This window comes from Gammaproteobacteria bacterium (genome assembly GCA_033720895.1).
In the GTDB taxonomy this organism is placed as follows: Bacteria; Pseudomonadota; Gammaproteobacteria; order Natronospirales; family JAJUFS01; genus JAWWBS01.
On the sequence record JAWWBS010000004.1, the window covers coordinates 23407 to 50284 of the forward strand.

At 63.9% G+C, this 26878-nt stretch carries 25 protein-coding genes; 16 read left to right on the top strand and 9 right to left on the bottom strand.

Features of this window, described 5'->3' with window-relative positions; translation table 11 throughout:
* Positions 1-24: 24 nt before the first annotated feature.
* On the bottom strand, positions 25-1299 hold the full coding sequence (locus R3217_01450) for an efflux RND transporter periplasmic adaptor subunit (GenBank protein ID MDX1454097.1): 1275 nt from the start codon (positions 1297-1299) through the stop codon (positions 25-27).
* Between the two features lie 216 nt (positions 1300-1515).
* On the bottom strand, positions 1516-2490 hold the full coding sequence (locus R3217_01455) for a malate dehydrogenase (protein ID MDX1454098.1): 975 nt from the start codon (positions 2488-2490) through the stop codon (positions 1516-1518).
* A gap of 228 nt (positions 2491-2718) precedes the next feature.
* Between R3217_01455 and R3217_01460 the strand changes: the two genes are divergently transcribed.
* Entirely contained in the window at positions 2719-3501 is a 783-nt protein-coding gene (locus tag R3217_01460; protein MDX1454099.1) for an isoprenylcysteine carboxylmethyltransferase family protein, read from the top strand.
* Positions 3502-3563: 62 nt separating this feature from the next.
* Here the strand turns inward: R3217_01460 and R3217_01465 are convergent, their stop codons facing one another.
* From R3217_01465 to R3217_01480, 4 genes are read right to left on the bottom strand one after another with little or no spacing between them, the layout of a single operon-like run.
* Positions 3564-4622, bottom strand: a complete 1059-nt coding sequence (locus R3217_01465) for a saccharopine dehydrogenase NADP-binding domain-containing protein (GenBank protein ID MDX1454100.1) — start codon at positions 4620-4622, stop codon at positions 3564-3566.
* Between the two features lie 29 nt (positions 4623-4651).
* On the bottom strand, positions 4652-5386 hold the full coding sequence (locus tag R3217_01470; GenBank protein MDX1454101.1) for a hypothetical protein: 735 nt from the start codon (positions 5384-5386) through the stop codon (positions 4652-4654).
* A complete protein-coding gene (locus tag R3217_01475; GenBank protein MDX1454102.1) occupies positions 5379-6071 on the bottom strand; it encodes a sigma-70 family RNA polymerase sigma factor in 693 nt (230 codons plus the stop codon). Before R3217_01475 ends, R3217_01470 begins: the two co-directional genes overlap by 8 nt.
* Positions 6049-7815, bottom strand: a complete 1767-nt coding sequence (locus tag R3217_01480; protein ID MDX1454103.1) for a VWA domain-containing protein — start codon at positions 7813-7815, stop codon at positions 6049-6051. The genes R3217_01475 and R3217_01480 overlap by 23 nt, the downstream gene beginning before the upstream one ends.
* Positions 7816-8156: 341 nt before the next feature.
* Here R3217_01480 and R3217_01485 point away from each other — a divergent pair, with 341 nt between their 5' ends.
* The 6 genes from R3217_01485 (at position 8157) to R3217_01510 (ending at position 13137) form a co-directional block, all read left to right on the top strand.
* Positions 8157-8615, top strand: a complete 459-nt coding sequence (locus R3217_01485) for a hypothetical protein (protein ID MDX1454104.1) — start codon at positions 8157-8159, stop codon at positions 8613-8615.
* 27 nt (positions 8616-8642) lie between these two features.
* Positions 8643-9014, top strand: a complete 372-nt coding sequence (locus R3217_01490) for a GntR family transcriptional regulator (protein ID MDX1454105.1) — start codon at positions 8643-8645, stop codon at positions 9012-9014.
* Complete coding sequence (locus R3217_01495; protein ID MDX1454106.1) at positions 9011-9868, top strand: ABC transporter ATP-binding protein; 858 nt, start codon at positions 9011-9013, stop codon at positions 9866-9868. Before R3217_01490 ends, R3217_01495 begins: the two co-directional genes overlap by 4 nt.
* Complete coding sequence (locus tag R3217_01500; GenBank protein MDX1454107.1) at positions 9865-10779, top strand: ABC-2 transporter permease; 915 nt, start codon at positions 9865-9867, stop codon at positions 10777-10779. The genes R3217_01495 and R3217_01500 overlap by 4 nt, the downstream gene beginning before the upstream one ends.
* Positions 10780-10828: 49 nt before the next feature.
* On the top strand, positions 10829-11191 hold the full coding sequence (locus R3217_01505; GenBank protein MDX1454108.1) for a BON domain-containing protein: 363 nt from the start codon (positions 10829-10831) through the stop codon (positions 11189-11191).
* A 68-nt stretch (positions 11192-11259) separates the two neighbouring features.
* Positions 11260-13137 (top strand): serine hydrolase domain-containing protein, encoded by a 1878-nt coding sequence (locus R3217_01510; GenBank protein ID MDX1454109.1) that lies wholly within the window; start codon positions 11260-11262, stop codon positions 13135-13137.
* Between the two features lie 9 nt (positions 13138-13146).
* Here R3217_01510 and purT read toward each other — a convergent pair whose 3' ends face one another.
* Positions 13147-14328 carry a formate-dependent phosphoribosylglycinamide formyltransferase gene (gene purT / locus R3217_01515; protein MDX1454110.1) on the bottom strand — a complete coding sequence of 394 codons (1182 nt, stop codon included), beginning with the start codon at positions 14326-14328 and terminating at the stop codon, positions 13147-13149.
* Between the two features lie 122 nt (positions 14329-14450).
* Here purT and R3217_01520 point away from each other — a divergent pair, with 122 nt between their 5' ends.
* The gene (locus R3217_01520; GenBank protein ID MDX1454111.1) at positions 14451-15002 is read left to right on the top strand and encodes a DUF4136 domain-containing protein; all 552 of its coding nucleotides are present in this window, start codon (positions 14451-14453) and stop codon (positions 15000-15002) included.
* A gap of 2 nt (positions 15003-15004) precedes the next feature.
* Here the strand turns inward: R3217_01520 and R3217_01525 are convergent, their stop codons facing one another.
* Positions 15005-16984, bottom strand: coding sequence for a monovalent cation:proton antiporter-2 (CPA2) family protein (locus R3217_01525; protein ID MDX1454112.1), 1980 nt, complete (start codon positions 16982-16984; stop codon positions 15005-15007).
* Positions 16985-17178: 194 nt separating this feature from the next.
* On the opposite strand from R3217_01525, the gene R3217_01530 reads away from it, so the two are divergent.
* The 6 genes from R3217_01530 (at position 17179) to R3217_01555 (ending at position 21944) form a co-directional block, all read left to right on the top strand.
* Entirely contained in the window at positions 17179-18561 is a 1383-nt protein-coding gene (locus tag R3217_01530; GenBank protein ID MDX1454113.1) for an amidohydrolase, read from the top strand.
* Positions 18558-19859, top strand: a complete 1302-nt coding sequence (locus R3217_01535) for an amidohydrolase family protein (protein ID MDX1454114.1) — start codon at positions 18558-18560, stop codon at positions 19857-19859. Before R3217_01530 ends, R3217_01535 begins: the two co-directional genes overlap by 4 nt.
* A 114-nt stretch (positions 19860-19973) precedes the next feature.
* A complete protein-coding gene (locus R3217_01540) occupies positions 19974-20468 on the top strand; it encodes a GNAT family N-acetyltransferase (protein MDX1454115.1) in 495 nt (164 codons plus the stop codon).
* The gene (locus tag R3217_01545) at positions 20465-20653 is read left to right on the top strand and encodes a PLD nuclease N-terminal domain-containing protein (GenBank protein ID MDX1454116.1); all 189 of its coding nucleotides are present in this window, start codon (positions 20465-20467) and stop codon (positions 20651-20653) included. Before R3217_01540 ends, R3217_01545 begins: the two co-directional genes overlap by 4 nt.
* Before the next feature lie 13 nt (positions 20654-20666).
* Entirely contained in the window at positions 20667-21497 is an 831-nt protein-coding gene (rlmJ, locus tag R3217_01550) for a 23S rRNA (adenine(2030)-N(6))-methyltransferase RlmJ (protein MDX1454117.1), read from the top strand.
* Between the two features lie 153 nt (positions 21498-21650).
* Positions 21651-21944, top strand: a complete 294-nt coding sequence (locus R3217_01555) for a hypothetical protein (GenBank protein MDX1454118.1) — start codon at positions 21651-21653, stop codon at positions 21942-21944.
* A gap of 63 nt (positions 21945-22007) precedes the next feature.
* On the opposite strand, the gene pepQ is transcribed toward R3217_01555, so the two are convergent.
* Positions 22008-23351: a Xaa-Pro dipeptidase gene (gene pepQ, locus R3217_01560; protein ID MDX1454119.1), complete on the bottom strand. Its 1344-nt coding sequence runs from the start codon at positions 23349-23351 to the stop codon at positions 22008-22010.
* Positions 23352-23610: 259 nt separating this feature from the next.
* On the opposite strand from pepQ, the gene R3217_01565 reads away from it, so the two are divergent.
* Both R3217_01565 and murI read left to right on the top strand, forming a co-directional pair.
* Complete coding sequence (locus tag R3217_01565; protein MDX1454120.1) at positions 23611-26034, top strand: protein kinase; 2424 nt, start codon at positions 23611-23613, stop codon at positions 26032-26034.
* On the top strand, positions 26031-26849 hold the full coding sequence (gene murI / locus R3217_01570) for a glutamate racemase (protein ID MDX1454121.1): 819 nt from the start codon (positions 26031-26033) through the stop codon (positions 26847-26849). The genes R3217_01565 and murI overlap by 4 nt, the downstream gene beginning before the upstream one ends.
* Positions 26850-26878 lie beyond the last annotated feature (29 nt).

The window sequence follows — 26878 nt, forward strand, 5'->3', positions numbered from 1 at the left end:
AAAGGTGCGTCTTGTTTCGTTTGTTCAATTCGTCAGGTAGACAGTGTCGGCGCTCTCGAACTGGTCATAGCTTGAGATGACAATCCGGTCTCCCGGGTTTAGACCCTCGGCAATTTCGACATTGCGAATGCTGGTGGAACCGATGCGGATCGGCGTGCGCACGGCGAGATCACCGCGGATGACGTAGGCCATCAGTCCGGAGCCGGATTCCACGAACGGACCGCGTTGCACCGTGATGATGTCTTCCTTGGTCTCCATCACCACTCGCGCGGAAACGCGCTGGTTCTGTCGCAGGTCGCCAGGCGCTTCATCGGCAAAACGAATGCGGGCAGTGACCTGGGCGTTCTGCACCTCAGGTGACACGGCAGTCAGGATGCCGTCGTAGGTCGAGGTGCCGTAGGTGATCTCGGCCGGCATGCCGAGGCCCAGCGCATCGGCGTAGATCTCGGGAATCTGTGCTTCGATTTCCAGTGCCGTCAGGTCGACGACGGTCAGCAATGGCGTGTTCGGCGGGACGGAAGCACGCTGCTCGACAGCAACGTTGCCAACCATGCCGGTCACCGGCGAGGTGATGCTGAGATCATCCACGCGACGCTGCAGGTTGTTGACCACCATCTGCTGCTGGTCGACGTCCAGGCGCGTCGTGCGCAATTCGAAATCCAGCGAGTCCTTCGACAATGCGGCGTTTTCGATCGCGTGCTGGTACTCGACTTCGGCAGTGGCCAGCGTGTCGTCCGTCTTTTCCTTCTCCTGCTGGCTCATGATGCCTTCCTGGAAGGACAGCGCGGCGCGCGCGGCTTCGCGACGGGCGGCATCCAGCTTCACCTTGGCCAGGTCGACGGCCTGTTTTTCACGCAGTTCGCCGGCGCGGGTCTCGATCTTCTTGCGCTCCCAGGCCAGCGTCAGGCTTTCCAGCAGCGACTCGGCGCGCTCCAGGTCGCTGATGATTTCCGGACTGTCGATGATGGCGAGCACCTGGCCGGCCTCGACGGTGTCGCCGGCCTTGACCTGCAGTTCGACCATGCCCTGGGCGGGTGAATAAAGCGTTGGTGCAACGGCAGCGACCACCTTGCCTGGCACGCCGACATCGCGAACGAAGTCGCTGCGCTCGACGGTCGCGATGCGCAGCCTTTCCAGCGGCACGGTGATCTCGGCCGAGGCCCAGCGGTTGTAGGCCGGCAGGGCAATGGCCAGCACGATGATCAGCGCGGCAATGCCGATCCCGGCATTGATCAGGCGGCGTTTCTTCTGCGGGCCTGGGTCGATCACCACGTCCTGGGCGGAGGTGTCACGAATCATGGGGTTCCTTCCTGAGTTCGGTTTCGTTGCCAAATACGATGCAATTCACGTGCCAAAGGTTGGGATGGGCCGGAAGGCGGCCAACGACGGGGTTTCGGGCGGCGCCGCCAGGAGGGTGTCCGCTTGTCCGCTGGCGGCTGCGGGTGTCCGCGGCTGTCCGCCGGACACAAAAAAACCCCGCCGGGGCGGGGTTTTCGGTGCTGCGGAGTGGCGGGATCAGAGCAGCGCGCTGACTGCCTCGCGCTCTTCGCGCAGTTCCTTGTCCGTGGCGTCCATCTTCTCGCGGGAGAAGTCGTTGATGTCCAGGCCATCAACAATCTGGTAATCGCCGTCCTTGCAGATGCAGGGGAAGGAATAGATCACGCCTTCGGCGATGCCGTAGGAACCATCCGACGGCACGCCCATGGAAACGATCTCGCCGTTCGAGCCCAGTGCCCAGTCACGGATGTGATCGATGGCGGCGGAGGCAGCCGAGGCAGCGGAAGACGCACCGCGTGCCTTGATGATGGCTGCGCCGCGCTGCTGCACGGTCGGGATGAAGGTGTCCTTGTACCAGGCATCATCCAGCAGTTCGGCGGCCGGCTTGCCGTCGATGGTGCAGTGGGCGATGTCCGGGTACTGGGTGGAGCTGTGGTTGCCCCAGATGATCATGCCCTTGATGTCATTGACGTGCTTGCCGGTCTTCTCGGCCAGCTGCGCCATGGCACGGTTGTGGTCGAGGCGGGTCATGGCGGTGAAGTTGCGCGGGTTCGCACCCTTGGCATTGGCCTGCGCGATCAGCGCATTGGTGTTCGCCGGGTTGCCGACGACCAGCACCTTGATGTCCTTCGAGGCGTGCGCCGCAATGGCTTCGCCCTGCGGGCCGAAGATCTTGCCATTGGCTTCCAGCAGGTCCTTGCGCTCCATGCCGGGGCCACGCGGACGCGCGCCGACCAGCAGGGCGTAATCGGAATCCTTGAACGCGACATTGGCGTCGTCGGTGGCGACCACGTCGGCCAGCAGCGGGAAGGCGCAATCGTTGAGCTCCATGACCACACCCTTGAGGGCATCCAGGGCCGGGGTGATTTCCAGCAGCTGCAGGATGACCGGCTGGTCCTTGCCCAGCATGTCGCCGGAAGCAATGCGGAAGGCCAGCGCGTAGCCGATCTGGCCGGCGGCGCCGGTAATCGTGACGCGTACGGGTTGTTTCATGGTGGACTCCAGTTTTCGGGTTGATTCGGACTCTGGCGGCGGCTCCGGGCGTTCTTCGGGCCGCGAAAGGCGCGCATTTTACCACCAGCGGTCGCTTAAATCAGGCGAGAGTGAGCCCATTTCCATCGGAATTCGCATGCTAGGACAAGGCTTGCTGGAAAAGCTCTGGGGACTCCGGAAAAGCCAATTCAAACAATGCGTTACGAACGCGCGTAAGGGGAAGACACCATGAAACGCACCTTGATCCTGTTATTCGGCATTGCCTGCTATGTCAGCTTCCTGCCGGTATTCCTTTATTTATATGCCTTCCTGGCCAACCTGCAGATGACGGGCCTGGCCGAGCAGTGGCCGATCCTGAAGACCCTGGTACCGTATTCCATCGATTACGGTCGCGAGATGGGCAATCCGGTTGCGGCCGTGCTGATCAATCTTGGATTGATCGCCCTGTTCGGCATCCAGCACTCGGTGATGGCGCGCCAGGGCTTCAAGCGCGCATGGACCAGGATCGTGCCGCCAGCGGCCGAGCGGCCGATGTATGTCCTGGTGACCAGCCTGGTGCTGGTCGTCATGTACTGGCAGTGGCGTCCGATCGATCACTTGCTCTGGAATGCCGAATCGAGTGTCGGTATCGGCCTCGGCTACGGCATCCTGTTGCTTGGCCTCGCGCTGGTGCTGCTGAGCACGTTCCTGATCAACCACTTCCACCTGTTCGGCCTGCAGCAGGTCGTCTGGAATTTCCTGGGCAAGGTCGTGCCGGCGGCGAAGTTCCGTACGCCGTTCCTCTACAGGATCGTTCGCCACCCGCTTTATACCGGCCTGTTTCTCAGCTTCTGGGCCACGCCGGCGATGAGTTGTGGCCACCTGCTGTTTGCACTCGGCATGAGTGCCTACCTGTTCATTGGCATTCGCTACGAGGAGAAGGACCTCAAGGAGTTCCATCCCGAGTACGAGAAGTATGCCGAGCAGGTGCCGATGCTGGCACCAGTGCCTGGCAGGTCTTACAAGGGTTGAGAGATCCCGGAAGTGAGAAAGCCCCGCAAAAGCGGGGCTTTTTCATTGCTGGGCAGGAGATGTCAGTCGAGATCTTCGCGCTTGGCGCCCAGCTCGAGAATGTAGTCCGCGCCGAAGGCGCGCGAGGGCGTCTGGAAACCGGCCGACACCGTGCCGGTCAGCATTCGTCGTGCCGATTCGACAGCCGCGGTTGCGGTCAGGCTGTAGCCGTTGTCGCCGACCAGGCGTGCGCTGGCGACCTGTCCGCCGGCATTCCGGGCCTCGCCCCAGACAAAGGTCTGCGATCCGGCCCGCGTGTCGTCAGAAGGACCGCTTTTGCCTGCCTTGATGCGCTTGCGTGCCAGGTTGCGGATGAACTCGCGTCGCAGCAACCAGCCGAACCAGCGCGAGCGCTTCAGCTTGCGAATGCTGGAAGGTGGCACGGCGGTGTAGGTGAGGATGTTCGGGATGCCGGTGGAATGAAAGGCGGTGGACACATCGCCCCAGGGAATGCTCATGCAGCTCCAGGATGGCCTGCCCGACTCGCTGCCGAAGTCCACATCGATGACATCGAAGGCCGGCGGCACGGGAACGATCCTGCCGTTCTCCCGCATGGCACCGGGTTCGCCCAGACCATCGATCATGGTCAGCAGGGTGCCGCGCGACATGCCACCGCCGCCCATGAAGGCGAGCTTCAGGTCGGAGGCATCAGGCAGCTTTTCCTTGAGATGGGCGGCCAGGCAGTCGGTCGGCACGACATCGAAACCGACACCGGGCAGGAGGGTGATGCCGGCACGCTGCGCTTCACCATTGGCAGCAGCCAGTCGTTCGAACACGGCGATCTCGCCGGTGATGTCGAGGTAATGGGTTTTCGTGGCGAGGCAGGCGCCGAGCATGGCATCGACGGTGCGATGAAACGGGCCGGCGCAATGCAGCACGGCATCGGCCGGGAGCAACAGCTTCTGCAAGCCGTCTGTATCGTCAATGTCACAAGCCTGCCAGGGCAGGTCGAACTGTTCGGCCAGTGCCCGCAGCTTGTCGGCATTGCGACCGGCAAGCATCGGCTTCATTCCTTGCCTGACGGCCTCCGCGACAATCAGTTTGCCGGTGTAGCCGTAAGCACCGTAGATGACGAGTGACATGACTCTCTCCCTTGCGCCTGGACCGGCACTCAGTCAGCCGTGCCGACCAGCTCGTCCAGTGAAATGTCCGCGGGCAGCTCGAAGCGCTCGCGGTAATCCTCGAACAAGGCTTCTGCCTTCTGGCGTTCACCATGCTCCCGCAACTCTACCAGTGCCAGTCGCCATTCCCGCTCGCTGGCGTCGGCAAGCTCGGACCGCAGGGCCTCGAGGTCCATGTCGGCGAGTGCGGTCTTGCTGGCGAGCAGGGAGTCGGTGGCTGCAAAGTCCAACATGCGGGCTTCTTGTTGCCGCTCGCTGCTCGCCACCTCGGCCTGGTCGCTGACGGGCGCTGCGGCGCGCGCAGCGGAGCGCTCGGCGGTCTGCCTGGCCGCAGTTTGCTCCACGGCCAGCGCCTGTTCTTCCAGCGCGCCATTGCTGGCGCTTTCGGATCGCGACAGTTCGCTGCGCTGTCCTGCCCCTGCGGGTGGTGCCGCGGGGGCCTTTGCGACGGCTTGCTCGACTTCGCGTTGTGCGGCGAGCTCGAGTGCGGGGTCCGGCGCGCTGTCGAACAGCGCTGGCAACAACACGACGGCCAGGCCGATCGATGCCGCAGCGGCCACCAGTCCGCCCCAGGCCAGCATGCGCCGGGCGGGTGTGCGACGGGCGTCACGGCGAATGCGTGCATCGACCAGTTCACCCGGCTCGACAGAGCGCCAGCTGAGGTAACTGCGTCGCAGTGCCTCGATTTCCTGTTGTTCCTGCGGGCTCAGGTCCGAATCATTCATGGTCGAACTCCTCAAGCGCGCTGCGCATTCGTGCCATGGCATAGCGCAAGCGGCTTTTGATCGTCTCGCGACCGGTGTCGAGCACGGTGGCAATCTCCTCCAGCGACATGTCGCTCTCCATCTTCAGCAGCAGGACTTCGCGCTGTTCTGCCGGCAGGGCGGTCAGTGCGGCCTGCCAGGCGGCTTCGATATCGCGACTGGCCGCCAGTCGCTCGGGTCGGGCAAGACCATCGCTGCTGGCACCCTGCATGGCGATGTCGTCGGACACGTGCACGCTGGCGACAGTACCGAGGTGGCGCCAGCGGTCGACCAGGGTATTGCGCGCGATGGTATACAGCCAGGGCGCAAACTTCTGGCCTGCCCGGAACTGGCTGCGATAACGCACCAGCTTGATCCAGCTCTCCTGGAACACGTCTTCGACTTCTGTTGCGGGTCGGCGCGACTGGTTGACGAGGAAGCCGAACAGGGGGCGGCGGTAGCGTTCGTAAAGCGCATCGAATGCCGCAGCATCGCCGTCGCAATAGCGCGCCATCAGTGTTTCGTCGCTGTCGTCGATGCCGGTATCCATGCAGCGCAGGGTAGCGCGCTGCCCGGGCGCCGTCACCGGCAACGTGAATGCCGCGGCCATGGCACGCGCCATGGCCGCGGTCGGAGCCGCTGCCTCACCGGCGGGTGAGTGCATCATCGCTTGCTGCAACATTGTCGGCATGCCGGCCTGCAAGGCTGGCTGCCGTGCTGACCAGTCCCAGGAATTCGCCGCGGTAGCCGAAGGGATCCTGGCCACGGGAACCTGCGGCCAGCGCGCGGATGTCCTCGAACTCGAGCTCGGCATGATCGCTGCCGCGGAGTTTCTGGCCGAACGCGGCAACAGCAACTGCGAAGCGGAAGTCGTCATCGACACGGTCGAAGTCGACGATGTCATCCTGCTCGATGACAGCCTGCAACAGCTTGCTGGTGGACTCGCCTGGCAGCTTGTAACGCAATTTCAGGTAGGCCAGTTCCTGGCTGCGCGGCAGCTCGATGCCGCCCTTGCCATAGTCCGGGCCGGTGCTTGCGGTGTAGCGCAGCGGGTCGACCTGGCGGGCGTCGCTGCCGACCAGGGTCAGTTCGTACAGTGCGGTCACGGTGTGGCCGGCACCGATGTCGCCAGCGTCGACCTTGTCGTTGTTGAAGTCCTCGCGGTCGAGCACGCGGTTCTCGTAGCCGATCAGGCGGTACTCGGCGACCACCGCCGGGTTGAACTCGACCTGTGCCTTCACGTCAGCCGCGATGACCATCAGCGTCGAACTCATTTCTTCCACCAGCACCTTGTTGGCCTCGCGCATGGTGTCGATGTAGGCGTGGTTGCCATTGCCCTTGTTGGCCAGCTGCTCCATCAGGTGGTCGTTGTAGTTGCCCTGGCCGAAGCCCAGCGTGGTCAGCGTGATGCCGGAGGCGCGTTCCCGCTCGACCATGTCGATCAGCTGCTCGAAGTTCACCGTGCCGACATTGAAGTCGCCATCGGTGGCCAGGACGACGCGATTGATACCGTCCTTGATGAAGCCCTGCCGCGCCATGTCATAGGCGAGCTGGATGCCGGAGGCGCCGTTGGTCGAGCCGCCGGCGGTGAGCTGGTTCAGGGCATTGCGGATGGTGGCCACGCGGTTGCCGGGTGTCGGTTCCAGCACCACGCCCGACGTACCGGCGTAGACGACCAGCGAGACGCGATCACGGGCGGTCAGCTTCCCGGCCATGGCGCCCAGCGACTTCTTCAGCAATTCCAGCTTGTCCGGCGAGTGCATGGAGCCGGAGACATCGACCAGGAATACCAGGTTGGCATCGGGCCGCTCGCCGGTCTCGATCTCGTAGCCTTTCAGGCCGATGCGCAGCAGGTGTCGCTGTGGATTCCAGGGAGCGACCGTCAGCGCCGTGCTGAAGCCGAAGGGCTGCGTGCGGCTCCGCGGGGTGTCATAGCCGTAATCGAAGTAATTGATCATTTCCTCGATACGCACGGCATCTTCCGGCGGCAGCACGCCCTGGTTCAGGAAACGGCGGAGGTTGGCGTAGCTGCCGGTGTCGACATCGACGCTGAAGGTCGACACCGGGTTTTCGGCAGCCACCATGACGCCGTTTTCGTCCAGGTGCGCGTAGTTCTCGGTGTTTTGCAGCATCGGTTGCGGTGGCATGACCAGGCCGGGGCTGTGTGCGGCCAGCGCCTGCTTGCTGTCGGCGACTGCCGTCCGTGCTGCAGCCTGTTCGGGGCTGGCGACTTCGCGGATGACGTCCTGCCGGGCAACAACTGCCTGGCCTTCGCCAGCCTGCTCGCGCTGGCTGATCTCCTCGTCGCGGGTGCTGTTGGGTGCACAGGCCACGATGGCCAGGTGCAGCAAGGCGATGGTGGCAAGATTGCGACCGCCCTTCAGAAGGGTGGAACGGTTGGGTGTGTTCATGGGGACTCTCCCTTTGGTGTCGATATGGTCCGGGCGCCGTGGCGCGTTCAGGAAGCATTACGAACGGGCGTGCAGGAAGGGGTTAAAAGGGCGGCAGCGAGGTGAGGGTGTTGCAGGAGAAGCGCGCCAGCCGGCGTGCAGCAGCCCGTGAGACCGGCATGCAGGGCCCGGGAGGCCACTCAAGGGAGAATATAAGTTGTTGATTTAAAAGGAACTAAAAAGAAAGTGAGAAAAAACTCAACAGCAGGCTTGCAGTGTTGGGATTTAGTGTTATAGTTAGCTACAACACCAACGCGGCAATTGTTGCCCGTAGTACGGCAAGCACCGCCAGGAGTCGCAACATGAAAACACATGACAACAGGACAGCACGTTGGCTTTCCAGCCTGGTTCTCGCCAGCGGCCTGGCGTTCGCGCCGGCAGCCACGGCGGAGACCGGCAGCACGTCGGCCTACCTGGCGCGTGCCGTGACGCTTCTGCACCTCGAAGCGCAGGCGCAGATCCGGGCCGACATCAGCGCGACCTTGAAGGCCATGCCGCTGATTATCTACCAGCCCTATGTCACGACCGGCCCGGTGCGGCTGATCGCGGCTCGCGCCAAGACCAGCCAGGATGGCAACAAGGCCGTGGCCAGGGTGCAGAAGTCGGCAGCCAGTGACGACACGGCGGACAGCATGGATGACGTCCAGCGCGATCTGTTGCACAAGACCCTGGCAGCGCCGGGAGTATTCGGGATGTATCGCACGATGGTCCATACGTCGACCGGGTTTGCGCGCATCGTCGCCACGAAACAGACGGACTGAACAGGTCCGTTTTCAGGAGGCTCGGGTATGGATCCGAACTGGAATGACAACCAGCCGATTTATCGGCAGCTGAGAGACAAGGTCGTAGCCATGATTCTCGAGGGCGCCTTGAAAGATGGTGAAGCATTGCCATCTGTCCGCAGCGTGGCCGCTGATTACCAGCTGAACCCGTTGACGGTCATGAAGGGCTACCAGGAACTGGTGGATGAACATCTTGTGGAGAAGCGAAGGGGGCTAGGCATGTTCGTTATGGATGGCGCCGCGGACAAACTGCGGCACAGCGAGAAGGACAATTTTCTCAAGCACGAGTGGCCGCAGATTCTCGAGCGTATCGAGCGCCTTGGCCTCGATCCCGATGAACTGCTGACGGCCGCCAACGATTCGGGAGACAAGAAATGACTGCCCTGATCAAGGCGAACAACCTGACCAAGCGCTACGGCGACCAGCTGGCGCTGGATAACGTTTCCTTCGACGTCGAGGAGGGACGCATCGTCGGCCTGATCGGCCCGAACGGTGCCGGCAAGACCTCGGCGCTGAAGGCCATTCTCGGCCTGACCGATTACGACGGCGAGCTGGAAGTGCTGGGCATGAACCCCAAGCGCAACCGGGCGCGCATCATGCGTGACGTCTGCTTCATCGCCGATGTGGCCGTGTTGCCGCGCTGGCTGAAGGTGAAGGATGCGGTCGATTTCGTGAACCGGATCCACCCGAATTTCAGCGTGGAAAAGTGTCGCGACTTCCTGTCCCGCACCAACATCAAGGAATCGAGCCGCGTCGGCACGCTGTCCAAGGGCATGATCGTGCAGCTGCACCTGGCCCTGGTGATGGCTATCGATGCCAGGCTGCTGGTGCTCGACGAGCCGACGCTGGGTCTCGACATCCTGTATCGCAAGGACTTCTACAGCTCGCTGCTGTCGGAGTACTTCGATGACAGCAAGACCATTCTCGTGACCACGCACCAGGTCGAGGAAATCGAAAAGATCCTGACCGACCTGCTGTTCATCAAGAACGGCCGCATCGTGCTCGACAAGAGCATGGAAACGGTGAGCCAGGACTATACCGAGGTGCTGGTGTCCAGGGAGATGGCCGACGATGCGCGTGGCATGAACCCCATCCACGAACGCGAAGTGTTCGGCAAGCAGCTGTTCCTGTTCGAAGGGGTGGATCGCGATCGCTTGCAGGAATTCGGCGAACTGCATACGCCCAGCGTGGCAGATCTGTTCGTCGCCAAGATGAGAGGAGTCCAGGCATGAATACCATGATTGCATTGCTGAAACGGGAAGTCTGGGAGCATCGCAGCTTCTGGATCGTGCCCTCTGTCATCAGTGCCTTGTTCATCTTCGGCCTTGGCATGGTGTTCTTCTGGGTGATCCCTACCAAGGGCAGCTTTGCAAAGCTGGCCCACAAGCTGATGGATCACAACGAGGAAGCCCTGGCGCACATCGGCCAGGCGGCCATCCCGGGCATCGCCGTCGCCTTCTTCATTGTCGGCGCCGTGCTGGTGACTTTCTACGTGCTGGATTCGCTGTACTCGGAACGTCGTGACCGTTCCATCCTGTTCTGGAAGTCGCTGCCGGTTACCGACCTGCAGACGGTCATGTCCAAGTGGATTGCCGGCTTCGTGGTGCTGCCTGTGTTCCTGATTGCAGCGGCAGTGGTGACCACCATCGTGGTGAACATCCTGTTCAGCTTTGCCCTGCTGATTGGCGGTGGCAATCCCTGGACGTTGGTCTGGTCACATTTCTCGCTGTTCGGTGGCACCTTCGCGGTCGTCGTCGGCTACCTGGTCGAGGCGCTCTGGTACCTGCCGTGGTTTGCCTGGCTGATGCTGGCTTCCGCCTGGGCGAAGAAGGGTCCGTTCCTGTGGGCCACGCTGCCGATCGGCGCCGTGTGGATCATGGAAGAGATCGTTTTTGGCACTAACCATGTCGTGCAGTTCCTCGGCGAGCGCCTGGTACCGTTTTCCTCCGACATCGCACAGGGATCGACCGAAACGGTTCGCCTGTTCGGTGGTCGCCTGAGCTACGACGGTGGACTGGGTGCGCAGCCCCTCAGCGTGCTGGGAGAGCTGCTGGTCACGCCAGGCTTCTGGGGCGGCTTGATCTTCGCTGCCGCGTGCACGGCTGGAGCCGTGATGTTGCGCCGCTACCGGGACGAGTCCTGAAGACATGCTGGCGCGTTTCAAACAATTTCTGACCAGAGGAGTATGGGTGATGTTGTGTCGCAAGAGCATGTTCTGGCGCGCTGCAGGCGTAAGCCTGGTCGCCGCGTCGATGTCCGGCTGCGTGGTCGTGATCGGTACGGATTCCGAGCACGACGGTGTCTACTGGGCGAATGATTACGAAAAGGGCATTCGTGATGACGAGTCGGCCCTTGCCCGCAGCGTTGCCCAGCGCCTGTCGGCCGTGGAGCAATTGAACGAACAACGCATTCACGTCACTGCCAAGGGTTCCAGCGTCGTGCTGGATGGCAGGGTGAAATCCAGGGACGAGCTCATGCAGGTCATCGACCTGGCCAGCGAGACCCCGGGCGTGCGCAAGGTCATTACCCATATCGCCGTCGGCAACGACGGTTGATCGCGACTGCCGCGCCGACCGGCGCGGCAGTACCCGTTGCTTGAAGGGTCGGGCAGGACAGGGATGTCTTGCCAACCCGCTCCAAGGCCGCCACCATGCGGAACATGCCTGCCACCACCGCCATTCGACCGCACCGGTCAACCTCCACCATTCGCACGCTCACGGCTTTGTTGCTGCTGGCCTGCCTTGCCGGCATGCCGCTTGTCGTGACGGCGGCCGACCAGCCTGTCTGTGCCGACACCCGGCTTGAATCGGAGATTGCCGCCTGGCGGGAGGCGCATGGCGTTCGCGGCGTGGTGGTCGCGTGTTTCGATGCCGACACGGCAGGCTTCCTCGCGGTCGGCACGCGCGACGGGCAGCAGCCACTCGCTCCGGACCACGTGTTCCAGGGTGGCCAGCTGGCCAACCTGCTGACCGCCCTGGCGGTGCATTCCCTGATCGACGAGGCCACGCTGCAGTCGGCACAGAACGTGCACGACCTGGCCCGCGAGCTGGATTTCCAGAACCCCTGGGAAGACGAACGACCGATCCTGGTCGAGCACCTGCTTGCTCACGAGTCCGGCCTGCCTGCACTGCATTTCAAGGACCTGTTTTTCGAAGAGGCGGGCCAGACCCTGCTGGCCGACCTGAACCGGGCGTTGCGCGACATGGAGCTCGTGTTCCCGCCCGGTCAGCAACAGCGCTTCTCGCAAGCCGGTTATGGCATCGCCGCCTACCTGGTGGATCGCAGTCCCGACCTTTCCTACGAGGATGCGCTCGAATTGCTGTTCGCCGCGCTCGACCTGGCGCCTGCGGCGACCGCGAGCGCGGCCGCGACCGATGGTTCCGGCAGTGCGAACGCGGGCGAGACACAGACCGCGGTCCTCGGTTCGGCGGCCAACCTTGCCGTTACGCCGGAGGCACTCGCCCGGCTGGGCCAGGTGCTGCTGCGCGAGGGTGACTGGCAGGGACGGCAACTGATCGATCGCGATGTCATCGCGCGCCTGGAAGCGCGCCGCCAGGATTACATTCCTTCCTATACGGCCGGCGCCCGGCTGGAGGCAGGCGAGGGATTTCCCTTTCATGTGGTGAGCGGCGCCTACCCCGGCTACGCGGCGAGACTGGCCTGGAGCCGGGAGCTGGGGCGGGGCTACTTGTTGCTGGCCAACAGTCGCCTGGATCCGGCGGCGCTGGGGACCCTCGACCAGCAACTGAAGTTTGCCGTCATCGGTACCGACCGCCAGGACGCGCGCCCGGCGTTCCAGGCAGTCGATTCGGCGGCCCGGGAGGTGCTGCGCTGGCAGGCAGTGGCGCTCAATCCGGTGGACCGTTTCCTGCGCGGCTGGGCAGATGTCGCAACCCTGTCTTTCGGCAGCGAGGACCGAGCCACCTGGTCGCCGTTGCTCGGCCGGCCGGCGACCTGGCGACTGCTCGAAGGTGAACTGTTGCGTGTCGAAGGCGACTGGTGGCCGTCGCGCCAGCTGATCGAGAACCGCCAGCTGCTGGTCGCTGCCGACGAGCGCTGGACCCGCCTGGGCCGCCTGGAATTCCTGGCCTATCCGGTGATCGGCCTGCTCGCCTTGCTGGCCATCGTGTTCACTGCCGGACACGCGCCTTTCTGGCTGTACTTCCTGTTGAACCACCAGCTGAATGGCTACCACCAGTGGTTGCCACGACTCGTGCCGGTGGTGGGTGCCTTGCTGGCGCTGGGCTTGCTGTTGCTGTTGTCGACGGCCAGCGTTGGTGCGCTGGGCCAGCTGAGCACTCGCACCGTCGGCATCACCGTGCTGACCATGCTGTTACCCCTGGCCGCCGTGCTGTCGGTGGCGGCCACCGTGGCCGGCCTCCAGTGGCGCATCAGCCGACGCGCCAGCGCACGCAACGTCATTGCCACGCTGGCCTTGCTGGTCGCCTCCGGCTGGCTGATCGAGTGCGGCCTTTTCGCCTGGCAATCCTGGAACTACTGAGGTTCCGAATCAGAGCTTGGGGTTGACCTGTGCGGCCGCGTCGCGCGCCTTGCGTCGTGCGTCCTCGATGTCATCGCCCACCGCGAGGGTCACGCCCATCCGGCGACGCCCGCTGACAACCGGCTTGCCGAACAGGCGGATCTGCGTGTCCGGCTCGGCCAGTGCCCGTTCGATGCCGGCAAAACTGACATCCTCCGATTCACCCTCCACCAGCAGGGCGCAGGAAGCAGCGGGACCGTGCTGCCGAATGGCCGGGACGGGCAGTTTCATGATGGCGCGCAGGTGCAGCGCGAATTCCGACAGGTCCTGCGAGACCAGCGTCACCATGCCCGTGTCGTGCGGCCGCGGTGATACTTCGCTGAACCATACCTCGTCACCTTTCACGAACAGCTCGACGCCGAACAGGCCGTAGCCGCCGAGATTGTTGGTGATCGCGCCGGCAACCTGCTCGGCCTTCTGCAGCGCGGTGTCCGACATCGGATGTGGCTGCCAGGATTCACGGTAATCGCCGTCCACCTGGGTGTGGCCGATGGGTGCGCAGAAACTGGTGCCATCGACATGCCGGACAGTCAGCAACGTGATTTCGTAGTCGAAGTCGATGAAACCTTCGACAATCACGCGACCGGCACCGGCCCGTCCGCCCGCCTGGGCATGTTCCCAGGATGCCTCGATGTCGCCCTCTGACCTGATGACCGACTGACCCTTGCCGGAAGAGCTCATGACCGGTTTCACCACGCAGGGCATTCCGACCGCCTCGACGGCCGCACGGAAATCCTCGGCATTGTCGGCAAAGCGATAGGGCGAAGTCGGCAGGTTGAGGTCTTCGGCTGCCAGCCGCCGGATGCCTTCGCGGTCCATAGTCAGGCGGGCAGCGCGTGCTGTCGGGATGATGCGATGGCCTTCCGCTTCCAGTTCGAGCAGGGTTTCCGTCGCGATGGCCTCGATCTCGGGCACCACCAGGTCCGGGTCTTCCTGCTCGATCAGTTCGCGAATGGCCGCACCGTCCAGCATGTCGATCACATGCGAGCGATGCGAGACCTGCATGGCCGGCGCATTGGCGTAGCGATCGACAGCGATCACTTCGATGCCCAGGCGTTGCGCCTCGATGGCGACTTCCTTGCCGAGCTCGCCGCTGCCAAGCAACAGCAGGCGCGTGGCGGACGAGCCTAGCGGTGTGCCCAGGGTAGTCATCAGGTGCTCCGTTCAGGTTCTGCTCATGGAATGCGCAGTCTAGGTGAGAGCAGGAGTGCATGCCAAGCAAGCGCAGGTACCTCTGCTACCTTTTAGGAAAGGACCGGCAGGAGGAGCAGTTCATGAGAGTAGGGAAGATGTTCTGCCCGTTGATGCTTCTGGCCCTGGGGCTGACGGCAGCCTGTTCCCAGGGTGTCCGCTACGAGGCGCATCGCAGCGCCGAGGTCGAGTTCTCGACCTTTTCCACGTTCAGGCTGATCGAGCACACCGAGGACGAAACCATGCGTCCGGTCTATGACCTTGCCCAGCAGGAGGTGCAGCGGCAGTTGCGGGCGGTATTGACCGACAAGGGTTACCGGGAAGTGGACAGCGCGGCGGATTTCACCGTCGACTACCTGTTGATGTCCACCGCCCGGTTCCAGCAGGGCGGGCATGATCGTTACTTCATGAAGGATCGCGTGCAGCTTGCCAGCGGTACCGAGTCCACCATGGCAAACCCGATTGTCGAGGGCAGCCTGCACGTGCATTTCCTGGAGGGCGACAATGGCAGGGCGATTGCCGACCTGACCGCCAGCAAGCTGGTCGATTCGGGCAATGTCGACCTGGACGAAATCGCTGGCATCGTACGACGCATGCTGCGCGATGTTCCGGCCGCTGCCAGCAAGGCTGACTGAGTTCAGCCTTTCAGGATGCGTTCTTCGGCACGCTCGAGATCCTCGGGCGTGCCGAACATCACCAGCACGTCATGCTCCCGCAGCACGGTCGAGCCATCCGGCTGGCGGCCGAGAATCCCGTCGCGGCGAATGGCCGTGACCACCACGCCATAGTTCTCCAGGTGCAGGTCGGCGATCACCTTGCCGACGGCGTGATCGTCGCTGCCGAGTTCATAGGTGCCCAGCTGCTCGCGCAGGGAATGGGTCTGCTCGATGCGCCTTGCCTGCTTGCCACGGAACACCGAGCGCAGGAGCTCGTAGCGATGCGCACGCACGTCCTGGATGTCACGGATGATGCGTTTCACCGGTACGCCCAGTGATTGCAGCAGATGCGCAATGATCATCAACGACGCTTCGAAGGTCTCGGGCACGACCTCCGTAGCGCCGGCCTCCTGCAACTGGTCGAGGTAGTTGTCATCGCGGGTGCGCACGATGATCGGCAGTTCCTTGTGCGTCTTGCGGACCTGCTCGAGAATCTTCATCGAAACGTCGATGCCGTAGTAGGACTGCACCAGTGCCTTGGCGCGATCCAGTCCCGCCGCGTGCAGCACGTCGAGGTGGGTCGCATCCCCGAAGTACACCGGGTCACCTGCCGCACGTGCCGCGCGTACGCGGTAGGGGTCGAGATCGAGCGCGACGTAATCGATGTTCTCGTTTTCCAGCACGCGCGCGATGTTCTGCCCCACACGGCCGAAGCCGCAGATGATCACGTGATCATCGGCAATGATGTGGTGCGCCGAGACGTCGTGCTCCAGCATGTCGCGCTCGGTAGTCTCGGTATCGGCAAACAGCTGCCGACTGATGCGCAGGTTGTAGCGGATCAACAGCGGACTGACCGCCATGCTCAACATCACGCTGCCCAGCGCGATCTGTGCCAGTGATTCGTTCAACAGGCCGCCGGCAATGGCCAGCGTGAACAGCGCAAAGCTGAATTCGCCGCCATGCGCGAGCACCAGGCCGGCACGGAAGGCCGTGTTCCATTCGCTGGTGATCAGGCGTGCCAGCAGCATGATGGTCATCAGCTTGAATGCAACCAGCACCAGGCCGCCGAGCACCACCCAGTACCAGACCGGCTGGATCGCAGCCGGGTTGACCAGCATGCCGATGGTGATGAAGAACAGGCCGAGCAGCATGTCGCGGAACGGCCGGATGTCGGCCTCCACCTGGTGACGGAATTCGGTCTCGCCGAGCATCATGCCGGCGAGGAAAGCGCCCAGTGCCAGTGACAGGCCTGCGCCATGCGTGAGGAAAGCGGCGGCCAGCGTGAACAGCAGCACCGCCAGGGTGAACAGCTCCGCCGAACGGGCCTTGGCGATCTCGTGAAAGATCGGCCGCAGCATCCAGCGACCGATCAGCCAGACCAGGCTCAGCACGGCAGCGGCCTTCAGCAGCGCCAGGCCCAGGTTGTTCCACAGGGAGGTCGTCTGCCCGTCACTCAGGGAGGCGATCAGGATGATGAAGGGAACGACAGCAATGTCCTGGAACAGCAGCGTGCCGATGGCCAGGCGGCCATGCGGCTGGTGCAGTTCGACCTGTTCTTTCAGTTGCTTGGCGACAATCGCGGTCGACGACATGGCGAAGGCACCACCGATGACCACGGCCACCGGGGTGGAAATGCCGAACGCCGCCGATACCAGCACCACGGTCAGCGTGGTGATCACGACCTGCAGGCCGCCAAGCACCAGCACTTCCTTTTTCATGGCCAGCAGGCGGGCCAGCGAGAATTCGAGCCCGAGGGTGAACAGCAGGAAGACCACGCCGAATTCCGCCAGCTGGCGGGTGTCGGCGGAATTCGGCAGCCAGCCGAGACCGTAGGGGCCGACCACCAGGCCGGTAATCAGGTAGCCGAGGATCGGCGGCAGGCGCAGGCGCATCAGCAGCGTGACGGCCAGCACCGTCATGCCAAGCAGGATCAGGATGGTATCGAGATTGCCGCCTTCCAAATGCCTGTCCCCCCGTCATTCCATGAGCATTCCATAATGCACCATACCGCAGCGCCACGGCCAAGTGTTGCAGTGCATTTTGTTTTGCTCCGCGAGGTGTGCTTAATTGAGCGCTCGCCACGTGGCACTGGCAGCTTGGCTGCAAGGCCATTTCATTCTCGGAGGTTTACATGAAGCTCAATGCTGATCGTGCACTGCGACCGGTCCTGCTGGGCATGGCACTTGTCGGACTCGCCGCCTGCGGTGGCGGTGCCGAGGAAGCGCCTGCCAGCGAACCCTTGCACAGCACTACCGTGACGCCGTTCCCGTCGACTTACCAGCCGATGCCGAGCGAGCCCACGCTGATTCGCAATGCCACCTTGCTGATCGGCAATGGCGAGCGCCTGGACGGCGGGGACATCCTGCTCTCCGATGGCAGGATCGCCGCAGTCGGCAAGAATATCGAAGCACCTGCAGGTGCCGTGATCATGGACGCCGATGGCGCATTCGTGACGCCGGGCATCATCGATGTGCATTCGCACCTGGGTGATTACGCGTCGCCAGGTGTCGATGCGCATTCCGATGGCAACGAAATGACCTCGCCGAACACGGCCGAAGTCTGGGCCGAGCATTCGGTCTGGCCGCAGGACCCGGGTTTCAACACGGCGCTGGCCGGTGGCGTGACCTCGCTGCAGGTCCTGCCGGGATCGGCCAACCTGTTCGGTGGCCGCGGCGTGACGCTCAAGAACGTTCGTGGTCGCTCGGTCATGGACATGAAATTCCCCGGCGCTCCCCATGGCTTGAAGATGGCCTGTGGCGAGAACCCGAAGCGCGTCTATGGCGGCAAGGGCACGGCGCCATCGACCCGCATGGGCAACGTCGCGGGTTATCGCGCGGCCTGGATCGAAGCCGAGCAGTACCTGGCCGAAATCGAAGCGGCCGAGCGCGGTGAAGGCGACATGCCGGATCGCGATCTCAAGCTGGAGACGCTCGCCGGTGTCCTGAAGGGCGAGATCATCATCCACAACCACTGCTACCGTGCCGACGAAATGCTGGTGATGCTCGATATCGCCAGGGAATTCGGTTACCAGGTCGGCACCTTCCACCATGCGGTCGAGGCTTACAAGATCGGCGACAAGCTCGCCGAGGCCGGTACCTGTGCAGCGATGTGGGCCGACTGGTGGGGCTTCAAGATGGAAGCCTTCGATGGCGTGCGCGAGAACCTGCCGCTGGTCGATGCGGCCGGTGCCTGTGCCATCGTGCACTCGGATTCGGCCATCGGCATCCAGCGCCTGAACCAGGAAGCGGCCAAGGCCATGGCCGCGGCCAACAAGGCGGGCATGAGTGTCACGCCGGAACAGGCCATGCGCTGGCTCACCCTGAACCCGGCGAAGTCACTGGGTGTGGCCGAGCAGACGGGTTCGCTGGAGGCGGGCAAGATGGCCGACGTGGTGATCTGGCAGGGCAATCCATTCAGCGTCTATGCCAAAGCCGAGAAGGTCTATATCGACGGTGCGCTCGCCTGGGACCTTGACGACCCGGCCCACCAGCCGGTGTCCGACTTCAAGCTGGGCGCTGACGCGGGAGGTGCGAAATGAACCGCTTCATGAAGAAACACCTGCCCTTGCTGCTGGCGCTGCTGGCCATGCCAGCAGGCGCGGGCGACATTGCCATCATCAACGGCACTGTCCATACCGTGTCGGATGCCGGCGTGATCGAAAAGGGCACCGTCCTGATTCGTGACGACCGGATCATCGCCGTCGGTGCCGATGTGGCGGTGCCGGACGATGCCGTGGTGATCGACGCCAATGGCCGTATCGTCACGCCGGGCCTGGTCGAGCCGGCCAGCCAGCTCGGCCTGACCGAGGTCGGCGCTGTCGATGGCACCAATGATTGGACCTCGCTGGACGATCGCTTTACCGCCTCGCATGCCGTGGCGGATGCCATCAATCCCCGTTCCAGCCTGATTCCCATCCAGCGCATGGAAGGCGTGACCCGCGCTGTCAGCGTGCCGGCTGTCAGCTACGACGGTGGCCAGCTGATCTCGGGACGCAGCGCCGCCATTTCGCTGGGCAGCGTGAGTGACTTCATTGTGCGCGAGCATGCCGGCATGCACGCCGCCTTTGGCGAAACCGCTGCGCAGCTTGCCGGTGGCAGCCGTGGTGTGGCCATGCTGAAGCTGCGCGAAGCGCTGGACGATGCCCGTGACTTTGCTCGCAATCGCGACGCCTTCATGGCAGCCGATCGTTACGCTTACGCCCTGTCGCGTCTCGACCTCGAGGCCTTGCAGCCGGTGCTGGCGGGCGACATGCCCTTCGTGGTCGGTGTCGAGCGTGCCAGTGACATCGAGGCCATCCTGCGCCTGGCCGCGGACTACCAGCTCAAGCTGGTGATCAGCGGTGGCAGCGAGGCCTGGATGGTCGCTGACCAGCTGGCCGCTGCCAATGTGCCGGTGATTGTCGATGCCTACCAGAACCTGCCGTCGAGCTTCGAATCACTGGGCTCCACGCTGGAAAACGCGGCCCGTTTGCACGCCGCGGGCGTCACGGTGGTGTTCTCGGCCGGTGCCGGTACGGGCCCCAGCGGTACTCACAATGCTCGCAACATCACCCAGTACGCCGGCAATGCCGTGGCCCATGGCCTCGACTACGATGCGGCCCTGGCTGCCATCACGGCCAACCCGGCGGCGATCTATGGCCTGTCGGATGTCGGTCGACTGGCCGCGGGATACCGCGCGGATGTGGTTATCTGGGATGGCGACCCGCTGGAGGTCACCAGCTTCCCGGATGCCGTGCTGATCGATGGTGAAATGATGCCGATGACGTCGCGCCAGCAGCTGCTGCGCGATCGTTACCGCGACGACGAGGACTGGCCCCAGGCTTACGACAAGCCCTGACAGTGATTGACCTCAAGCCCGGCACCGCCGGGCTTGTTTTTTATGCGCCCCGGGCACCAGATTTGAACGGGTTTCCTGATATGCTTTGGGCAGAAAAAGAGGGAGCGGGGATACATGGAATCGGAACGCCTGACACTCAAACCCATCGATGAGTCGGATATCGATGCCTTGCTCGTGCTCTGGAACGAGCCGGACCTGCGGCGCCAGTTCTGGGGGGCCGAGGAGCTTTCGCGCCAGGATGTCGCCATGCTGGTCACCGAGAGCAAGGCACTGGCCGCCGAGGGCAAGGGCGGCCTGCACCGGGTCAGCGACAAGGGCGAGCCGGATACGGTCGTCGGCTTCGGCGGATACTGGCAATTCGAGGGCGACGAGCTGCCGCAGATCATTTTCGGCCTGGCACCCGACCACTGGGGCATGGGCCTGGCCACCGAGCTGGCGCGCCTGCTGATTGCTCATGGCCTGGACTCGCTGGAACTGCCGGTGGTGCGCGGCGGTACCGATGCCGCCAACGTGTCCTCGCAGCGCGTCATGGAAAAGGCCGGCATGAATTTTGTCGAGCGCGTGCGTGCTGGCGGCAAGGACATCCGTTACTACGAGGCCCGCAAATGACGTCTCCCATTGGTGCCTTGTTCTGGCTGGCGGTCGTGGCCGCCGATGTCTATGCCATCCTGAATATCGTCCAGGCTCGGCGCGAGAACGGCACCAAGCTGCTATGGATACTGCTGGTGGCCTTCCTGCCGATCGTGGGTGCCGCCGTCTGGTTCGTGGCGGGGCCGCGCGGCCGCAGCGCCTGAATCTCCCCCGCGAATGCTGAGTTATCGCCATGCCTTCCATGCAGGCAACCGTGCCGATTGTCACAAGCATGCGCAGCTTCACCATGTCCTGACCCGCCTGGCGGAAAAACCCAGGCCGATGTCCTTGATGGACGCCTTTGCCGGGGCCGGCGAGTATGCGCTGGAGTCCGAGGAGGCGCTGAAAACCGGCGAAGCCGCCAGCGGCATACGGGAACTGGCGGCTCGTGACGAAGCCGATGCCGCGCTCGCTCCCTACCTCGATGCGGTTCGACCCTGGCTGGCGCGGTCGGCGTACCCGGGTTCGCCGATGATCATGGCAAACGCCCTGCGCGAAGGCGACGAGCTGCAGCTGCTGGAACTGCATCCGCGTGATGTCGAACACTTGCGCCGATGCGCGCGCCAGCATCCGGCCGTGCATGTCCACCAGCGCGATGCCCGCGAGGGTGTGAAGGGCCTGCTGCCCATGCAGCATCGTCGCGGCCTGGTCTTGCTGGATCCGCCGTATGAACGCCTCGACGAATACCAGGAGGTGGTCGCGCTGCTGGAGGCCGTCGAGGCACGTTGGCCACAGGCCGTGCTGGGACTCTGGTATCCTCTGCTGGCCGATCCGGCCCGGGACCGTGCTCGCCAGGCCATGCTGGACGGTATCGCGGCATCCGGGCTGCGCCGGGTCTACCGCCAGGAGCTGGTATTCGACCCGGATGCGCATGGACTGAGGGGCAGTGGCATGCTCTGGCTGCGGCCGCCCTGGCAGGCCGAGCAGGCCTTTGCGGCGATCGGCGCGGGCTTGCTGGCGGTCTTCGGTGGCCAGCGCGGGGCAGAAGGCTGGCTGGTCGAGGAATGATGGACGGTCGCCAGTCCGGATAATGGCCGCATTGGTCGGGATTTGCCCGATGAAACATGAAAAGATGGCGGTCTTGAACAATGCTTGGGGGGCGGCAACGCTGCTGCGCCAGAGGACGGGAACGGTCATGACGACCGTGGCAGGAAACAGGGGATGACCAACTACATCTACAACGAAGACGGCGATGCAGTCGGCTTCTGGGAAGATCACCTGATCTTTTCCATGCAGGGCACGCCGGTGGGCCAGCTCAACGGCCCGAGCGTGCATCGCCTGACGGGCGAATACGTGGGCGAGCTTTACGAGGACATGGTGGTGGATCGCTATTTCGAGGACATCGAGCGCATCCCGCCGACCATGGTGCGCCGGGCCGACCCGGCCAGCAATCCGGGCAACCGGGGCCAGCAATCCTATGGTTACCCGGACGTGTTTGAAGAATTGCTGACCTGATCGCCGGACCATGCATGAAAAAAGCCGGGCATCGCCCGGCTTTTTTGTCGGTTGCTTTGCTTGTCAGCGACCTTCGGCGTTGAAGGCTTCGCGGGTCAGGTTGTCATGACCGTCCGCCGTGACATGGATGTTGTCCTCGATGCGAATGCCACCAAAGGGCATGAAGGCGCGAACCCGGTCCCAGTTGACCAGCTTGCCGCCGCTGCCGCTCTTCAGGTCGTCGAGCAGCGACGGGATGAAGTACAGGCCCGGTTCGATGGTGAACACCTGGTCGACATCGATATCACGGGTCAGGCGCAGGAACGGATGGTCGGCCGGGCGATCAATGGTGCCGCCACTGGCGCTGGCCTGGAGGCCACCCACGTCATGCACCTGCAGGCCGAGGAAGTGCCCGAGGCCGTGCGGGAAAAAGGCCCGCGTGACGCCGTCAGCCAGCAAGGCTTCGCTGCTGCCCTCGGCAAGGCCGAACTCGTTCAGCACGTCGGCCAGCTTGCGGTGGGTTCCGACATGCAGCTCGGCGTAGTCGAGTCCCGGTGCGATCTCGTCACAGATCGCTTTTTGCAGCACATGCATGCGATCGATCAGCTCGGCAAATTCGTTCTTGCCGCTGGCATAGGTGCGAGTGATGTCCGAGTTGTAACCGTTGTGCACGCAGCCGGCATCGATCAGGAAGGACCGGTGTTCGCTGGGCGCTTCGCGTGACTGGTACTGGTAATGCAGGATCGCGGCATGTTCATTCAGCGCAACGATGTTGCCGTAGGGAAGCTGGTGCTCGTTGTGCTCGCCACCTTCCAGGTAGGCCATGTGGATGTCGAATTCCGATGCGCCGTTGCGGAAGGCCGCTTCGGCGGCCATGTGGGCGCGTGCGGCAACCCGGTTGGCCTGGCGCAGGCATTCGATCTCGTAGCCGGTCTTCCAGGCGCGCTGGTAATGAAGGTGGTTGATCAGGCCCTCGGGATTGACCGATCCGACGCCCCATTCCTCGGTCAGCGGGTGCGGTTCGCCCAGCCAGGCAGTGCGCGACAGGTCGGCGGGCAGTAACGATACCGCCTCATCCAGCTTGGCGACCGGGTGGATGTCGAAGTGGTCCGTCCAGAAGTCTTCCGGCACCGGGTGGGTCTTGTGCCAGAAATCCACCGGCGAGTAGAACGCCAGCTTCGGCTTTTCGCCCGGCGTGATCACCAGCAGGCTGTTCGGGTTGTTCGTGACCGGCACCCAGTACTTGAACAGCGGGTTCACCACGAAGGGGTAGGTGTAGTCGTCCAGGAAGGCAACGTGCAGGCTGCCGCTGGGTATCAGCAAGTGATCGATATCCGCCGCCTCCATGGCGTCGCGGTGGCGCGACTGCAGCGTGCGGAAGTGTTCGGCGTAGGGTGACTGCATATCGTGGCTGATGTCGTGGCTCATGATCGTTCCGTTCGAAAGGGGCTGTAGGGCGGTGGCAGAGCATAACCTGCCGGCCCGCACTCCGCCAAAGCCCGGGGCAAGCGGGCATGGCCCACAGTTTGGGCTCGCAGTGCTTGAAATGCGCAGGCCGCCCGCCGAATATGGTCGGCCACAGGGGGGCTGTCCTTGCCAATGCGCGATGCGGCCGGTTCAGTACATGCAAAGGCAGTAATATAACGTGTCCGACTTCGGTAATCCGACCCAACCATTCTGGCGTCGCATGAGCCTGCGCAGTCTGCTGCCGGTGTTCTTGCTGGCCCTTGCCGGCCTGCTGGAGTTTTCCGGCATCACCCCGGCTGCCGAGCGCAGCGCCTACGCAACCGGCATGCAGATTTCCGCCAATCGCCGCCCCTCCGAGCGGCTGGTCATCCTGAAGAGCGACCTGCCGGCGGCGGCGGGGCCGGAATTCCTGTCCTTGTTGCGGGCACTGCGGCACTCGGGTCCCGACCAGATTGCCGTGATTCCCGAATCATTCGATGCGGTCGACAGTGAAATCCTGGCGGCCCTTGATGCAGAGGCTGGCAAGGACTCGGTATCCGATCTGCGCCTCTGGCTCGACCCGGCAGCACGACGCTATGCCATGACCGGCACGGCGATGATCGTCGGCCTGCAGCATGCGGGCGAGTTCGACGCCGCCCCGCCGGAGCAGGTCGACAACCTGGTTCGCTGGGAACTGCGCAAGCCGCTCGACAGCCGTCCTGGCTGGTTGCCGTCGACGTTCCGCCAGCCGCGCAGCATGCCGGGCGTGCCCTTGCTGGACTGGCTCGGCGGCCCCCAGCCGCCGGTGGTCAAACCGGCGGCCGTGCACCCGGCCTGGCTGGACCAGGTGGCTGGCGTGGCGATGTTGCCACCGGAAACGAACCCGGTGACCCAGCCCCTGGTGGTGTCGGTGGAAGGCCATTGGCTGCCAACCCTGCCGTTGTGGCTGGCGGCCGCGGTCGGCAACGTGCCGCTGGAACGCATCACCATCAGCGACTCCGGCGAGTTGCTGCTGGGTGAGCAGGCGCTGCCGGTCGATGCGGCCTTGCGCGCCTGGCCGTATTTCTACGCCGATGGCGTGACCGAGGTGTCGGCCGCGGACGTGCGCTCCGGCAACGCCGACCTGCGTGGCAAGATCGTGCTGGTGTCGCTGGACGACAGGCTCAGCATCGAAACGCCGCTCGGACCCATGTCCTTGCCGCAGGTCATCATGCAGACGGCAGCCAGCCTGCGCGCGGGCGACCTCTATCGCCGGCCGGCCGGTTCGCCAGCGTGGTCGATACTGGCCTGGTTGCTGGTATTTGCCTGGCTGGCCTTCATCGTGCCGCGCATCGACATGCGACTGGCCGCCGTCGGCACGCTGGTCATGCTGCTGCTGGGCCTGAACATCGAATTCATCCTGCTGATTTCGCAATCGCTCTGGGTGCCACTGGCCGGCGCCTTGTTGTACCTGATGTCCGGCCATGCGCTGGCGATTGCGGTGATGGGCTGGCAGCAGCAGCTGCGGGCTCGCGGGCGCGAGCTGGAGGAGACCCGGCTGGCGCTGGCGGTATCCAAGCGTGAGCAGGGCCACCTGGAAGCCGCGTTCGAGACATTGCAGCATTGTGGACGGTCCCGGCAGGTCATGCGCGAACTGCATGCACTGGGGCTGGATTACGAGCGCAAGCGGCATGTCGCGCGGGCGCTGGCCGTGTTCCGTCACCTGGCAGTCCTGTCTGGTGGATCGCCGGACATCGACAAGCGGATTGCGCGTCTCGAGGAAGCCGAGGCGCAGCGCCTCGGGTCGCGCAACAGCAGTCCGCTGGCCACCGTGCCGACCGATGGCAGTGCGGTCAAACCCCGTATCGGTCGCTTCGATATCGAGAAGGAGCTGGGTCGCGGCGCAGCCGGTGTTGTCTACCTCGGCCGTGACGCCCGCATCGGTCGACGGGTCGCGGTCAAGACCCTAGCCCTGCACGAGGAGTACAGCGGCAGCGAACTGATCGATGCCAAGCGCCGGTTTTTCCGCGAGGCGGAAGCCGCCGGCCGCCTGAGCCATCCCAGCATCGTCACCATTTACGATGTCGGCGAGGAGGAAGACCTGGCCTACATCGCCATGGATTACATGCGCGGCGAGCCGCTGTCCACGCATACCCGTGAAGGCAAGTTGCTGCCGGTCGAGGAGGTCATCGATATCGGCATCAATGTGGCCGATGCCCTGCATTACGCGCATGACGAAGGCGTGGTGCATCGCGATGTGAAGCCGGCGAACATTGTCTTCACCGGCGAGGGCCGCGAGCTCAAGGTGACCGATTTCGGCGTTGCCCACCTGGTCGATGCCAGCAGCACCAAGACGGGCACCATTCTCGGCAGCCCTTCCTTCATGTCTCCCGAGCAGGTCTCCGGGCACCGCGTCGACGGCCGTTCCGACCTCTGGTCACTGGGCGTGACGCTTTACCAGTTGCTCAGCGGGCACCTGCCGTTCACCGGCGAACCGATGGCGACGTTGATGTTCCGCATTGCCAACGAGGAGCCGAATGACATTCGTGGCTGGCGTCCGGAGCTCGCTGCCGACATCGTGGCCGTGCTCGAGAAAGCCTTGCAGAAAAAACCGGGCGACCGCTTCCAGTCGGGTCGGGAAATGGCCGAAGCACTGCGGGCCTGCAAGCAGGAACCCGCCGCGTGAGTTCGAAAGCTGCCAGCGACAGGCTGCCGATCGGCCTGTTCGATTCCGGCGTGGGCGGGTTGACCGTGCTCAAGGCCTTGCAGGCCGAACTGCCTGGCGAGTCCTATCTCTATCTCGGCGATACCGCCCGCGTGCCGTACGGCACGCGTTCGCCCGAAACGGTCAGTCGCTACGCGGTGCAGGCCACCGAGCTGTTGATTGAACGCGGCATCAAGGCGCTGGTCGTGGCCTGCAACACGGCGTCGGCTTTTGCGCTGGAGGCCATCCGCGACGCGCATCCCGAGTTGCCGGTGTTCGGTGTCATCCAGCCAGGGGCACAGGCCGCCGTTGCCGCCAGCGAGCGCGGTCACATCGCAGTCATCGCCACCGAGGGCACGGTGCGCGGTGGTGCCTACCAGTCGGCCATCCACGCGCTGGCGCCCGACACCGAGGTCAGCGCGCTGGCCTGTCCCATGCTGGTCGCGCTGGCCGAGGAGGGCTGGACCGATGGCGATATCGTCACGGCCATCCTGCGCCGTTACCTCGACCCGCTGTTCGCGGCCCCCGCTGCCGATACCCTGGTGCTCGGTTGCACGCATTTCCCGGTACTCGGAGACAGCATTCGCGCCGTCGTGCCCGACAACGTGAAACTGGTCGATTCAGCCGCAACCACAGCCAGCGTGGTCGCCGCGGCCCTGCGGCAACGCGCTGTGGAGGAAAGCGCCGGGCAGCACTTCCTGGTTACCGACAATGTCGAACGGTTTCGCCAGAGTGCCTTGCAATTCCTCGGCCGCGAGCTGGCGCCGGAGTCGATAGAACTGGTCGATATCCGGTAAGCTGGCTGTCCCTGGCCACCAAGGATTCC

Bases quoted from the DNA above. Each gene is read 5' to 3' on its own strand.
- R3217_01555 (MDX1454118.1), top strand. From the start codon at position 21,651: ATGACCAACTACATCTACAACGAAGACGGCGATGCAGTCGGCTTCTGG.
- rlmJ (MDX1454117.1), top strand. From the start codon at position 20,667: ATGCTGAGTTATCGCCATGCCTTCCATGCAGGCAACCGTGCCGATTGT.
- R3217_01495 (MDX1454106.1), top strand. From the start codon at position 9,011: ATGACTGCCCTGATCAAGGCGAACAACCTGACCAAGCGCTACGGCGAC.
- pepQ (MDX1454119.1), bottom strand. From the start codon at position 23,351: ATGAGCCACGACATCAGCCACGATATGCAGTCACCCTACGCCGAACAC.
- R3217_01505 (MDX1454108.1), top strand. From the start codon at position 10,829: ATGTTGTGTCGCAAGAGCATGTTCTGGCGCGCTGCAGGCGTAAGCCTG.
- R3217_01460 (MDX1454099.1), top strand. From the start codon at position 2,719: ATGAAACGCACCTTGATCCTGTTATTCGGCATTGCCTGCTATGTCAGC.
- R3217_01565 (MDX1454120.1), top strand. From the start codon at position 23,611: ATGAGCCTGCGCAGTCTGCTGCCGGTGTTCTTGCTGGCCCTTGCCGGC.
- R3217_01520 (MDX1454111.1), top strand. From the start codon at position 14,451: ATGAGAGTAGGGAAGATGTTCTGCCCGTTGATGCTTCTGGCCCTGGGG.
- R3217_01480 (MDX1454103.1), bottom strand. From the start codon at position 7,815: ATGAACACACCCAACCGTTCCACCCTTCTGAAGGGCGGTCGCAATCTT.
- R3217_01500 (MDX1454107.1), top strand. From the start codon at position 9,865: ATGAATACCATGATTGCATTGCTGAAACGGGAAGTCTGGGAGCATCGC.
- R3217_01485 (MDX1454104.1), top strand. From the start codon at position 8,157: ATGAAAACACATGACAACAGGACAGCACGTTGGCTTTCCAGCCTGGTT.
- R3217_01455 (MDX1454098.1), bottom strand. From the start codon at position 2,490: ATGAAACAACCCGTACGCGTCACGATTACCGGCGCCGCCGGCCAGATC.
- R3217_01535 (MDX1454114.1), top strand. From the start codon at position 18,558: ATGAACCGCTTCATGAAGAAACACCTGCCCTTGCTGCTGGCGCTGCTG.
- R3217_01540 (MDX1454115.1), top strand. From the start codon at position 19,974: ATGGAATCGGAACGCCTGACACTCAAACCCATCGATGAGTCGGATATC.
- R3217_01490 (MDX1454105.1), top strand. From the start codon at position 8,643: ATGGATCCGAACTGGAATGACAACCAGCCGATTTATCGGCAGCTGAGA.
- purT (MDX1454110.1), bottom strand. From the start codon at position 14,328: ATGACTACCCTGGGCACACCGCTAGGCTCGTCCGCCACGCGCCTGCTG.
- R3217_01450 (MDX1454097.1), bottom strand. From the start codon at position 1,299: ATGATTCGTGACACCTCCGCCCAGGACGTGGTGATCGACCCAGGCCCG.
- R3217_01470 (MDX1454101.1), bottom strand. From the start codon at position 5,386: ATGAATGATTCGGACCTGAGCCCGCAGGAACAACAGGAAATCGAGGCA.
- R3217_01545 (MDX1454116.1), top strand. From the start codon at position 20,465: ATGACGTCTCCCATTGGTGCCTTGTTCTGGCTGGCGGTCGTGGCCGCC.
- R3217_01465 (MDX1454100.1), bottom strand. From the start codon at position 4,622: ATGTCACTCGTCATCTACGGTGCTTACGGCTACACCGGCAAACTGATT.
- R3217_01475 (MDX1454102.1), bottom strand. From the start codon at position 6,071: ATGATGCACTCACCCGCCGGTGAGGCAGCGGCTCCGACCGCGGCCATG.